Genomic DNA, 12,867 nt, shown 5'->3' on the forward strand with positions numbered 1-12,867 from the left:
CTCCTTTATTCTTTATTGATTAAGCTTAATATGCTTAATATCTCGAATTTCAAAATAATAAGCTTCATCAAGAGCTACAATTGGCTCTCCAATGCGAATTTTAACATTGACTAAGTTTTGGTCAGTAACACGCGTTCCAAATATACCAGCTGGAATGTTGCTCCGAAGACGCTTATTAAACTCATCAAAGCCAGATTCTATAGAACGCTGGACACCTTGGAATATGATATAAATACCATTACGTGCCCCCTGTCCCAGTACCTTCTTAAATAGTTCAAGAGCCGTTAAAATATGATTATTAAGCAAATGTGCTTCTGGTATGTAAACGAATGTGGCAATGTCCCAACCATGTTCTTGACGCTCATCTATTTCTGTAGATAATTCCGTCAAAAAGCTTACATATTCTGATTCATCTATCAATTCACCATAGTCTTTTTCATATTGCGTAAATCTGCCACCTGCATTAAAGATATATTTATTTACTCGATCACCTAAATATTTAAATCCTTCTAAAACAGTACGTGTCAAACTCTCTGACTGTTGAACAGTATCTTCTGCAATCAGGAAATAGCCATGCTTTTTAGGTATAAAACCAACTACATTCGTTGTTTCTTTGTCTAAAGCTAGAGGAAGTTCTAATTTATGAAGCATAGCTTGAACTCCCTTCTTTTGGTAAAACGCTGATAATTCTACAACGTTCGGAAGCATTGGAATAGCAGATGGTACTTCTCCATCCCATTCTTCAGCCATGGCTTTAATTTCTTCTTCCATTGCAGTCAAACGCTCAATATCATTGCTTCCTGAACTTGGAAGATAAATTTGGAACTCATGTACACCTTCTTCAGTCTTGATTTGTCCACGGCCAATGACTTCTTGCGCAATTAAGGCTTCTCGGCCCACTACCTCACGAACACCATTATCTTCTACTAAAAACAGGGCCATTCTGGTAGGCAGGTTACTGTTAATTGCCAGCTTGAAACTATTTGCTCTAAGAGCAGTCATCGTTAGATAGATTCCCAGACTAGCACCTTCACGTAGCACTTGAGAAACAATTGACTCGATAGACTCTGTTAAGTTGCTTTCTTGAATCGAATCAAAGGAGTCTAGAATAATCGAAATAACAGGTAAGGAATTGCCTGATTTAGCTTCATACTGTGCCAAACTGGCCACACCATGTTCTGATAATAAATCTTTTCGAGTTTGAATCTCTTGTCTAATTTTCTTTATAAACTTCACAAGTTTTTCTTCTTCTTGCAAAGTTACGATATCAGCCACGTGTGGTAAGTCTCTTAAAGGAAGCAAACCATTTGTTCCAAAATCAAATAGATAGAAATGGACTTGCTCTGGAGAATTCATCCGAGCCATATTTAAAACAAATGTTTGCAAAGCTGTAGACTTACCGAAGCCTGCTGAACCTAAAATAGCAAAATGGCTATATTCTTCTAAGTCAAAATCAAAGACAACCTGTTCTTGCTTTTCTGGTATATCTAAAAGAGCAAAAGGAACAGATAGTTTACGAGGCTCTTTCCATTGAAGATGATAATCTATGCTTGGTGTCAGTATCTCTGTATCAAGTGGTGGCAACCATGGCTTATCTGGGAGAATTACGTCATTCTCGGTAGCAAAATCAGAAATTTCATCGATTACTGCAGTCAATTCTGTACGTTCATCGTCTGAAGTCTCTTGATAGTCCTCCCCAGCAGACAGGTCAGAACTTAATAGCTCCGCTTGTCCTAAATCATTGATAAGCCAAATCCGTTCATCTATTTTCTTTTCATTCGAGCTATTTGGTTGGTAATTTGCACCACTCCAAGCAGATTGGAATAATTCGTAAATTTCGTTATTACCAACTTGTAGATAAGCACGTCCCGGCTGAATGATACTTGCAGCATCTGGTGTCTTAATAATTTCTTTTGAATCTGACTCATCTGCTACTTTAAGAGCTAGTTTAAAGCGAGAGTTGGACCAAATCTGATCGTCTACTACCCCGCTAGGCTTTTGTGTAGCCAAGATTAAATGAACCCCAAGTGATCGACCGATACGTGCAGTCGATACTAATTCTGCCATGAATTCTGGTTCATTTTGTTTCAATTCAGCAAATTCATCTGAAATCAAGAACAGATGAGGAATAGGCTTTTGAGGATAATCTTTCGCTTCTTGTGTCCCAGACAATCTCTTGCCTTCTTTATACAGTTTTGTATAAGCGTTGATATGATTGACCCCAAAGCGACCAAACTCCCGTTGACGCTTTTGAAGTTCCGCACGAATACTCTTCAGAGCACGCGCAGATGCCGCTCCGTCCAGATTCGTGATGGCTCCCATCAAGTGAGGTAATTTAGCAAAAAGATTCGCCATCCCCCCACCTTTAAAATCAATCGGTAAAAATCCGACATCTTCAGGTGCAAAGTTAACAGCTAAACTCAAAATATAACTTTGTAAGATTTCAGATTTCCCTGAACCTGTCGTACCTGCTACCAGACCATGAGGGCCATGAGCTCTTTCATGTAAATTTAGGTAAACAATATCATCTTTTCCACGTAACCCAAGTGGGACTGCTAGAGTTTTTGAAGTATCTGCTACAGACCAACGGCTAGGAATATTAAGATCATCGACTGTTTTTACATTATACAATCCTAAAAAGCTAATTGCCTCAGGAATGGAATTTTTTTCAACCTCAACGTGATTTAGATTGGCTAGTTTATGAATGGCGTCATTGATTCTATCGTCCCATTTATTTGGAACAAACACCTGGTTCACATATTCTCGGTTATCATTCACCAATGTAGCTGTTTCGTTATTCTGGTATTCAATAACCGCTGTAGCCGTCTCAGGGAGCATTGATAGATTTTCTTTCCCCCAAATGACTGTCACCCCATATTGAGTCATGTCTTCTGCTAAAAACTCATTAAGACCATGACCAAGCAAATATGAATCATCCAAAATTGTCAGCACATAATGTGGGCTAAACTTTAAGGCTGCAGATTTAGAAGCATTTTCTCTAACCATCTGGCGTCTTTTTACAATAATCTGATAAAAAGAATTTAAAACAACATCTCTTGTCTGTTCATTGTGGATTAAACCTCTTAAATTCAGATTATGGAGCTGGAAGTGTGGCAACCATCTCCAAGCCTCCCAAGATTTCTTATAATCCTCATCAGATAATAAAGAGACAAACTGAACATCATGATAAGAATGCATTGCAGCTATTTGAAAGAGAATCGTTTGGATGGCAGTATTGAGATAAACTAGCGAACCCGCTAAACCTAAGGTTTGATCACGTAAAGAAATAATGATAGGAGATTGAGCAATGTGTTTATACTTCTCTACTATCTCTTTTTTTACAAATTGTTCCCATTCATCTGTCTGCTCTCGCTCTGAAAAATCTACACTGAAACTACTTTTTACATCTCCAATCCCCAATCGAATATTTAGGAAATCTTCATGACTAGGCATTTTCTCATAGATTCTAGAACGATAAGAACAAAGTAGGGAAATCAAATCTGCCACTGAAGGATAATTATACTCCAGTGCTTCTTTCTGTTTCCCAGCCAGCTTTGCTAACTCGGATTCTTTTTCTACCAAATAGTTTTGATAGTTTTCTTCCTGTATTTTATTTTCTTTTTCAGTTTCTTTCTTAGACGTCCAATAACTAGACACAGAAAAAGCTGCTGTTAGAAGACTGGCTCCTCCCATACTTAAAAGCATAATTGGGTTTCGTCGACTGATAATGGTAACTGCACCCGTCATCACTAACATTCCTAGAGGCGGAACAATTGTTCTAAGTATTTCTCCACGTTTTTTCTCTTTCTTCCCTTTAGGTGAGTTGAGCCTAACTCTATCCTCAGAAGATCTTAAGAAAATCCGTGGACTACGTCTATAATCAGGGAAATCAACAGGATACTCCTCTAGCAAGGCTTCTTCAATAAATAGCTTCGAATTTAAATGGAATTCTTGTAACAGTCCAATCATCTTGAACTGATCTGGACGTCTTTCTATTACTACGCCATCTATTACAAGCCTATCTCCTATTTTGAAATGACCATCAAAATTGGCTATTTTTTCTCCATTAATATATACTCTGGCCCCATTAGAAAAAACTTGTAAATGATGGTAGTTTTTTGTTTCTGGTTTGAAGCGAGCCAAAACAGTCGTATTAAATTTAATAGCTGAAGAAGCTAAGTCCGAAATAATAAACTCATTTCGTGGGATATTGGTATACACAATATCCAACTTACCTTTAGGATAGGCTATGCAATGCTGTAATAATTCTCCTGACCATACTTGCCCATTAAATAATAGCTGATTGTTTTCATCTAGGCAAATAAGGCCGTTCTCTGTTTGAATCTGGCGAAGGTTTTCTGAAATCTCAAGGTGTTTAAACTGATTCCCAAATAAAAATACGTCATAAAAAACTTCTGAATGTGTTCTTCTATTGCTATCAAAAATTTGGTTGGAATTATTTTTGTTCTTCATGAGCATCCTTTCCTTCCAAAAGTTCTTCGTAATTTTTAATTTGTTCCTTATATTCTTTCAGTTTTTCTTGTTTTTCAGATCCTTTCATTTTAGAATCTCCACTAACATGACTGTACAATTTTCTATAGGCGTATAAAATCAATTGATTATCTCCTATATTTTGAGCAGCATCTAGCGTTTTTTCATAGTCTCCAAATCCAATATAAATCCAATACAGGAGAATGGTTTCATTGGTCTTCATAGAAATATTTTTTAAAATATTTTCCTTCTGATCACTACTAAGATTATCTTCTTTAATGGCACTAACAGCTAAAGCATACTGTGTCCCTTTAGGAAAGTTCTTTGGATTATCTTTTTCTAAAGTTTCTAGAGCCTTGGAATACTCATGATTTGTATAATAAATCTCACTTGAAATGATTCTATCTTTGTAAGGAATTGTGTTTACTAGATAAAAGCCAGATACCACAGCAAGAACTAGGAACAAAATTCCGAATGAGATCATTCCCCATTTATATATCTTAAATTCATTTTTAGGCGTGTAGATATTCTCTTCTAATCTTTTTTGAACCTGTATTGCAACTTGTTGATTCAACGATTCATTTAATTCAGCAAAGTTCTGTGCTTGTTGAATCTCTTGAGAAAATGGATTCTTAAGAGCACTCGAGCCATTGATTAAATCGTAGAAATCTAGTCTCGGATTGATAATGTAAAGAATAAGGGCTCGGTATGATTTAAAATAGTCTTCATTTTCTACAAAGGGCATCACAGCTGTAGAGAAACCTCTATGAGCAACTTTTACATATTCACCTAAAACAAAAAGGTTATTTGGATGAATGTATGGCACTGTCAAAGTCTGTGAATAACGAGATAAAAATTGCATTTTTTGAGCCAAAACTAGCCTATCAATTAACGATAGCTTTTCCAGAGCGTTAACTAGCGGAATAGAAGAAGGTTCAATCTCATACGTAACCTGAAGTTCCTCTTCGGTCACCTCCGACACCTCTCCAGCCAAAAAGTGAACATCTCTCTCTAAAAATGTTTGATATTGTGGCAATTCATTTATTTTAAATTGATTGGCCTTCAAACGGACGTCCAGTCTCTCATCCTCAACATTTATATCTAACTCAGGATAATATTCTTTCATCTGCGCCACAGGTCTACCTCTCTATTCTACGCGTGCAACAACTTCAAGTTGGTCACCATTCCCAACGGGATATTCAGACAAAAAAGCTGAAGGAGCTAATAAAAATGGTTTATTCTTTAAAACTAAGTCAAATTGCTCTGGCAAAACTACTTTCTTCAAGACCAACGCCTCTCTAAGTAAGTCTTTTAAGCGATTAGTTGTCACAGCCATTGGAATCATTACATCATAAGTTTGATTTCTATATTCAAGTTCTACTGTAATTGTTGGGGGATTCATCAAGATTGCTCCTTATTTTGTAACTGAAAATTAGAGAATACATTCCCTAGCTTCCAACCAATGAATACTATCAAGCTTGATCCTAGCAAAAGTAAGCTAGCATACAAAGCTTTTATCAATGAATCCGATGTATCTTCAGAATCATTAGTTATAAACTCTGGAAAAGAATAATTTGCCTGAAATAATTGATCTTTTGATGGAGCATCACTTTTGTTTTGGTTCCACTCCTCCCGAAACATCTTATCAGTCAATTCATTGAATTGACGCTTTTCTTCCTTTTTGAAGGCCTTGTTTTGTTCTTCCTTTTTCCCAAGAAACAAATCAGCCTGGTTTCCATAGTATTCATACTGTTTTTGTTCTTGATCTCCACCATAAATCACATCATTATGGATTTCAAGAGATGAATTATCATCCGCAAAAACAGATTCAATAGTGATTGACAGTCCTATTATAACCAAGAGAGTATAGAAAGTTATTGTAATTTTATTTCTAGACACTGCTATCTCCTAAACTGATGCCACCTTGTTCGGCTTGATAAATAAATTTAATAGTATTACGGCTACAGCGGATAAGAATAAAATGAAAATTGTAAAGAATCCAATTCCTATGCCATTCATCAATGCAACATATCCATTTTCAATATTTTGAAACGGTGAAAAACGATAGAGCAATGAAACAAATGTTCCAGGTTTTGTAGATGAGCCTATGATTGGCATCAATAGTAAATAAATTCCTAACAAGAAAGTAAAACAATACAAAGTTATTGTTCTCTCAAATTTGCGTAACAGAAATACAAATAGATTAATCAAAATGAATAATAGTAAGAAGGTATAAAGAACCCATACTAATTTTGATACAGAACGAAGCATCGATGATGTTATCAAAGCAAAGGCCAAAGATGATACTACAGCAATAGATGCAATCTTAGCCGTATTAGGTAGGTTATACCAAATGCGTGAAGGGGTCTGTAATTTGTCTCCTTCACTAATACTGCGAGGTCTCATCAAATAAATCGTAAAGAAACTGATTGAGATAGTAAGTAAAGCACTCACAATAGTCATATAGTAAGGAATGATGGAAACTTTTGCTGTTGATCCCCGAATAGCGCTTACCTCAATAGGGGAAGATAGGAAATTAAAGACTTTAGCATTATCTGCTCCACCATTCTTAGTATTAGCTAGCACCTTATTGAAAGCCTCAGCATATTTTTGATTATCAGACAAACTAGAATCCGTATTAGATGCGTACTTATTGACATTTTCCAACACGCCATTAACTTCTTGCTCTAATTGATTTGCATCGGTTGTAAAACTCTTCACAAGTTCATCCATTTTAGGTAGGCCATCTGCAGTAGTCTCTGTTTGTTTCGAGATATCTTTTGCTGTTTTTTGGATATTTCTCAGTTGTGTAGCAATCCCTTCCAACTTGGAAGTGTTAGCAGTTTCTTGTTCGGCCCTAGAAGCTGTATCTGACTTATAAAAGTCATCTAAAGTTTCCTTAGCAGTATCATACCATTTTCCTAATTCTAAAACTAAATCATAATACTCATTTTTATCTGGAATAGATTTCAATAAACCATACAAACTCAATTCTTTCTCGGAATCTTCTGTTGAGTCAGGAGATCCTAGAACAGTAGAAATATCTGATATTCTCTTGTTTAATTCAGAATATAAATAATCCCCGTCTTTTTTATAAGCTTCAGCAAATTCATCCGAAACAGATTTAGCCAAGTCTTTTTTATCAATATTATTGTAACGATAATAGATTGAATTTGGACTGGCCAAATCTCCTAATGAAACATTGCTATTTTGAACGCGCTGTGCAAAAGTCACAATTGAATCTGAGGGATCCGAAAAAATTGTTGTAATTTGTTGAGCAGCCTTATCTAAAGATGAGAAGTTGTTAAGAATTACTGGTAAGTCTTGAACAAGTGTATCATTTTTAGCATCGAATACTGCTAACTTCCCTGAAGCAATGCTGCCACTACTATTCGCCCATTGATAATCGACTTCCTGATAAGAACGCTTCTCTGTTTGTTGTGGCGACCAAGATAGACCTACAGTTACTGTAACTGGCAAAGAACTTGGAACTACAGGTTCCTTCACCTCTTGGTTCTGCACTTTATCATCGTGGTTAGAATTTTTGTCCTGAGTATCCTCAGTTTGTTTATCTGACCCTTGTGTCGGTTTGTCTTCAACAGCAGTGTTTACAACTGCTGTATTATGAATCGAAACAGCAAAACCATTAGAAGATCCTGAAACAACAGCCTCTTTACCAAATGGTGCGAGTTGCTGATTTAAACTCGCTTGAATTTGAGACGCAACAGCTCCACTGTTTGAAATGGCAACTCCTTCACCACTTAAAGAAATGGTATCCCCACTAGTTGCAATATTAAAGGTAGCAGTTGTTTGGAACCCATCAGATTGAGCTGCTTCTCCACGGTTCATAAAATTATATGAAGTGGTCGTGCCTGTTCCTACACCAAAATCAGTTGAATAACGATTGACTAGAGTCAATTCTGTTTTATAGAGGTTTGCTTGATCTTCACTAATTACATTTTTAGAGACAAGAGCATCTATCAACGAAGATAGTGAAGATGCTGGAGTAGCACTTACTTCTGCATTAAGTTTTGCTAAATAGTCCTTATCTAACTTAGATCCCTTATCTGGATTCATTAGAGCAGCGATTGCTTCTTTAACATTGTCAATACTTGCTGTATCAGGAGTTAATTTACTATCTCCATAATATTTTGAAGCAATCACCTGTTGTAAATTTTGAAGATCCGTAATTTGGCCCTCTAATTTTTTAATATTGACTTCTACTGATGTTCGAGCTACCGCCTGAGCTTTTTCGTATTGTTTCGAATTTTCCAAAAAACGTTCATAGATACTGGCGTTTGGAGTTCTTTCGTTTTCTGAATCTTGAGGCAATAAGGGTCCCTGAATTTTGGGAGAGGAATCTTTTGCTTTATCTTGACCTAACTCTGATAACTCTTTCCCTCCTAATGTTGCGAACTGTTTTGTCATTTTAGAATAATAATTATCTAAACCACTCAATTGATAATTATCCTTGTTCGAGTTTGAGTTTGTTCCTTTATCCTCAGGTTGAATTGAATCTGCAATTCCTCCAACTTCCTCAGCGTTTCCATTCACCAGCGATGTAACTGAAGATACAAAACCTTTCTGTTCAGACTCTACAGCTGTACTACTTGATTGTAAGGAGTTAGCTAAAGCTGATGCACTACTGATAGATTGCGGTAAAGTCTGAAATGGTGTCTGAATTTTCGACTTCAAATAATTTGAATGCTGAGATTCTATCTCCACCATACCAGTAACATTCTGTTGTGCATCTGAAAGACTAGCAACGATACTTGAAAAGTACATTTGTACAATTCTTGTATTAAAATTGTATAAAATGCTATTGATATTTTTTTCAATAACTTGCTGAGTTACTTGGTTTTGTCCATTCCTAATCCGATATTCTATATTAGCCTTTTGTGGATCGATACTTTGGAGAGACAGCACTGTTTGAGAAAAATTTTTAGGAATAACAATCATTGCATCGTATTCTCCACTCTCAATGCCTGCTTTGGCTTGACTACGATTTGATGTCGCCCACTTATTCTGTTCATCCTGAGAAATAAAAGTGACAAAATCACGCCCTAGTTGATAATTTTTATTCTCAAATTCCCAGCCGTCATCTTCATTTACCAAAACATATCGCGCTTCTGAAGATTCCTTCCCTACAACTTGAGTCACAGAAGGGTCTTTAAAAGCTATGTAAATAAAGCTTCCTGCCATCACTATTAAAGTTATTAATACAACAGAAATTGAGATTATTTTTCTATGTTTTTCACTCAAACGGGACATTTTCACTCCTAAAAATTTTATTAAAATAGCCAGCACTCAACATAGAGCACTGGCAATGATTAGTTTCTTTTAAAAACCGAATGATGCTTTATCAGCTGCATCACGCTCTTCTACAGTATTAGCATAAGCAACAAGTTGTTGGTTTACACTCACAAGGAGTTCTTCCATTTGTTTTACGTTTGCTCTCAATTGTTCAAACTGTTCAAGATATGCGTTAAATGCTTGACCTTGCCATGTTGATGCAATTGTATCATTAGTGCTTGACACTTTTTGAATCTCTGCTTCAATGCTGCTTGCAGCTGAGGTATAAACGTTCGCTTGTGAACGTAGTTCTTCTGGGGTAAGTGAAATAGCTCCTGCCATATCTTTTCTCCTTTGTTTTTTAAAGACTAATACACTTAAACAGTATATTTGTACTTATGTTATACTAAAACCCTCTTTACGTCAATTACAAATATATGTGTTATGTTACATTTCTACAACAATAATTCTGATTTCCTATACTTCTATTTATTTTCTAATGCTATAGTCCTTGTTTTTAAAGCTTTTTATGCTATTTCGTGAACGTAACAAAACTGTAAAATAACATCTGATTTATTTTATCTACTATTAAAAAACAAATTTTTAATTGAGCTATTTTATCGTGTTTACCACACTAATTTTCTTAATGATTAACGATATTAAATCCCATTTATAAATCAATATTTTTTTATAAGCACTTACAAAAAAGACATTCTGGTACACTTTTTAGTTGGATACCCTTTACTTTTCACCCATATTATTTCCGAATTTTCTCTACCTTTTATCCTATTTTCTTTCTTAAAATAACATCATTTTCTCACCCTATCTTCAAATTAGTCGGCAAATTTTTTAAAATAGGTAAGACAAAAGAGCACCCGAAAACCAGTATGAAAAAATTTGAGAGGCAGAAGGCTAGTAATATCGCCAAGTCCTTTTCTTGAAAAAACACCTGCTCCTCAGCAGATGCCTTCATTTACCGATAGTAATCATAAGCTAACCGAGGACTTCCGTCTGCAACATAAATGATGCCACACTCAGTAAAGCCATAAGACAAGATAGCTGCTTGCATGGGCTTATTATCTGCATGAGTATCGATCCGTAGATGGGGAATCTCCTGATAGCAAAAATCAAAAACCTGACGTGCCAGACCTTTGACTTGGCCGTTTGAAGCGATACGATGGATCGTTCCATAAGGCTCTGTCGAACGCCAGGCTCCCTTTTCAATGACTTGATAGGTTGGATCCTCTCCTATGATAAAAGCGAAAGTCCCGGCTATCTTTCCATCCTCCTCTACAACAAAGGACTGACGAGAGCTTATGTCTGCTTCTATTAAAAGTTTGCTAGGATAATCCTCTCCCCACTGAGTCGGATTTCCTTGCTCTCTCATAAACTTACGAGCCAGAGCATAGATCTCCATGATAGCTTTTAGATCTTCTTCTTTGGATAGACGTACCTTCATCTTTTCCTCCTTTACCGAATGGTGGCTAGCTTCTTGATCCTTTCCAATCATTACATTATAAGAAAGGAGGCTGAAACATTCTTGTCCCAGCCCCCATCTTGAAAGAATACTATTTAAATTCTTCTGGTTCACCAGTATACTGGGCCCATTCCTGGCTAAAGAAACGGTCATTGAGCTTGTAAGTCGGCGCAGGCTGTGGATTTGCCACAAATGGATCCACGACCTTATCAAAAGCAAGCCAACCTAGCCAACCCATATGGATGGTGTCCTGCATAAAGTAAGACTTATCGCCATCCTTCGAAAAATCAGCAATGTTATTAAAACCTTGTTCGGTCAGCTGATATTTGATTTTCTCAACAGCCTGCTGATACTTTTCTTGACTCAGCCCCGTATATTCCATCCATTTAGCATTGACTGGAGGAATAACAAAGAGAACATTGGTCTTGGATTTAGCAAACTGATCCAGAGCCAATTGCAAATCATTGTATTCAGGAGATTGCACATAGGATAGATTCCGCTGAGAACCCTTGAGGCGTTTCAAGGCTCTTTTTAGACGATTCTTATAGAATTTGTTTTCAATTCCAAGATCATTGCTACTAGTGTTTTTCTTAGCTTCTTCTGTTCCGACCTCTTCCAAGGCATCATAAGAAAATTTGTCTGGCAGATTCTTCAGCTTAGACAATACAAATTTTTCATAATTGTCGTTATTAGCTGCGACAAAATTGCTGAAAAAGGCATCTTCTCGCCGATTGATCCGTGCCATAAAACGGATAAAAGAACGATCAAAGCTCGTCAATTTTTGCCGATTAGCCAATTTTTGAACATTATCTTTCATAGCAATGTTAGGATATAGTTGCAAGAGACGCTGCGCCGCGTATTGGGCGGCACGATCTCCGCTCTGTTGCCTCAAAAAACTGGTCAGCTGATCACTATTAAAATATTGCTGGAAAGCCGAAGCATCATATCCCTTCTTGGTAAACCACTGGGGGGATACCACATAGACAGCTGTTTTATTTTCCAGTTGTGGCAGGATCTGCTGCATACCAAAGTACTGATTGAGAGAGGCCGCTCCACGTTGACCTAGGAAATAAGGTCGGTAAGAACGGTCATATTTTTCTGCTAAAACAGCCGGGTGCAGACTGTCAAAGCGTAGCCATTCACTCGAACCAAAGAAAGGGACAAAACGATGTTCTTCATCAGTCAAAGCCTTACTCTTTTGGGTTCGATTTTTGAAATTTTCTGCCGTTAAAGTGACGGCTGAACGCTTTTCACTCTCATAATTATGATTGTAGTTAATCGGATAGAAAAATAGCAAGGCAACTACCATCAGTAGCGCACAAAAAACTGGCCCCAAAATCAGCCATAATCGTTTAAGCATTACGAAGCTCCGTTACACCTTCAACGATTTTATTGGCCGTATTCCAGTCATCGCGACCAAATTCAGAAACAGGTACACGAATATCAAAACGATTTTCCAATTCTACAATCAATTCAACTGTTCCCATGCTATCTAGGACACCTGCATCGAACAAATCTTCATCCATCATGTCAGAGACATCTTCCATAAATAATTCATCGATAATTTCGATTACTTCTGCTTTTACATCCATTGTATTTTCCTCATT

The 12,867-nt window shown here is 36.7% G+C and carries 9 protein-coding genes; all 9 read right to left on the bottom strand.

Going from position 1 to position 12,867, the window contains the following annotated elements; translation table 11 throughout:
• Window positions 1-12: 12 nt before the first annotated feature.
• The 9 genes from essC to dltC all read right to left on the bottom strand — a co-directional run bounded on the left by essC (window position 13) and on the right by dltC (window position 12,852).
• Entirely contained in the window at window positions 13-4,479 is a 4,467-nt protein-coding gene (essC, locus tag HMPREF2780_RS05980) for a type VII secretion protein EssC (RefSeq protein ID WP_105026364.1), read from the bottom strand.
• Window positions 4,457-5,617 (bottom strand): type VII secretion protein EssB, encoded by a 1,161-nt coding sequence (gene essB / locus HMPREF2780_RS05985; protein ID WP_105026365.1) that lies wholly within the window; start codon window positions 5,615-5,617, stop codon window positions 4,457-4,459. The genes essC and essB overlap by 23 nt, the downstream gene beginning before the upstream one ends.
• A 21-nt stretch (window positions 5,618-5,638) precedes the next feature.
• Window positions 5,639-5,893: an EsaB/YukD family protein gene (locus HMPREF2780_RS05990; RefSeq protein WP_061411952.1), complete on the bottom strand. Its 255-nt coding sequence runs from the start codon at window positions 5,891-5,893 to the stop codon at window positions 5,639-5,641.
• Window positions 5,893-6,390, bottom strand: coding sequence for a type VII secretion protein EssA (gene essA, locus HMPREF2780_RS05995; RefSeq protein WP_158672298.1), 498 nt, complete (start codon window positions 6,388-6,390; stop codon window positions 5,893-5,895). The genes HMPREF2780_RS05990 and essA overlap by 1 nt, the downstream gene beginning before the upstream one ends.
• 9 nt (window positions 6,391-6,399) lie before the next feature.
• Complete coding sequence (gene esaA / locus HMPREF2780_RS06000) at window positions 6,400-9,762, bottom strand: type VII secretion protein EsaA (RefSeq protein WP_105026367.1); 3,363 nt, start codon at window positions 9,760-9,762, stop codon at window positions 6,400-6,402.
• Window positions 9,763-9,831: 69 nt separating this feature from the next.
• Window positions 9,832-10,125, bottom strand: a complete 294-nt coding sequence (locus tag HMPREF2780_RS06005) for a WXG100 family type VII secretion target (RefSeq protein ID WP_008808099.1) — start codon at window positions 10,123-10,125, stop codon at window positions 9,832-9,834.
• Window positions 10,126-10,756: 631 nt separating this feature from the next.
• Entirely contained in the window at window positions 10,757-11,242 is a 486-nt protein-coding gene (locus HMPREF2780_RS06010) for a GNAT family N-acetyltransferase (RefSeq protein ID WP_105026368.1), read from the bottom strand.
• 109 nt (window positions 11,243-11,351) lie between these two features.
• Window positions 11,352-12,620, bottom strand: coding sequence for a D-alanyl-lipoteichoic acid biosynthesis protein DltD (gene dltD, locus HMPREF2780_RS06015; RefSeq protein ID WP_045634520.1), 1,269 nt, complete (start codon window positions 12,618-12,620; stop codon window positions 11,352-11,354).
• Complete coding sequence (dltC, locus tag HMPREF2780_RS06020; protein ID WP_005591431.1) at window positions 12,613-12,852, bottom strand: D-alanine--poly(phosphoribitol) ligase subunit DltC; 240 nt, start codon at window positions 12,850-12,852, stop codon at window positions 12,613-12,615. The genes dltD and dltC overlap by 8 nt, the downstream gene beginning before the upstream one ends.
• Between the last annotated feature and the right edge of the window lie 15 nt (window positions 12,853-12,867).

The sequence above is a fragment of the Streptococcus sp. HMSC062B01 genome, from assembly GCF_001811085.1.
Lineage (GTDB): Bacteria > Bacillota > Bacilli > Lactobacillales > Streptococcaceae > Streptococcus > Streptococcus gordonii.

Bases quoted from the DNA above. Each gene is read 5' to 3' on its own strand.
- essC (WP_105026364.1), bottom strand. From the start codon at position 4,479: ATGCTCATGAAGAACAAAAATAATTCCAACCAAATTTTTGATAGCAAT.
- essB (WP_105026365.1), bottom strand. From the start codon at position 5,617: ATGAAAGAATATTATCCTGAGTTAGATATAAATGTTGAGGATGAGAGA.
- HMPREF2780_RS05990 (WP_061411952.1), bottom strand. From the start codon at position 5,893: ATGAATCCCCCAACAATTACAGTAGAACTTGAATATAGAAATCAAACT.
- esaA (WP_105026367.1), bottom strand. From the start codon at position 9,762: ATGTCCCGTTTGAGTGAAAAACATAGAAAAATAATCTCAATTTCTGTT.
- HMPREF2780_RS06005 (WP_008808099.1), bottom strand. From the start codon at position 10,125: ATGGCAGGAGCTATTTCACTTACCCCAGAAGAACTACGTTCACAAGCG.
- HMPREF2780_RS06010 (WP_105026368.1), bottom strand. From the start codon at position 11,242: ATGAAGGTACGTCTATCCAAAGAAGAAGATCTAAAAGCTATCATGGAG.
- dltD (WP_045634520.1), bottom strand. From the start codon at position 12,620: ATGCTTAAACGATTATGGCTGATTTTGGGGCCAGTTTTTTGTGCGCTA.
- dltC (WP_005591431.1), bottom strand. From the start codon at position 12,852: ATGGATGTAAAAGCAGAAGTAATCGAAATTATCGATGAATTATTTATG.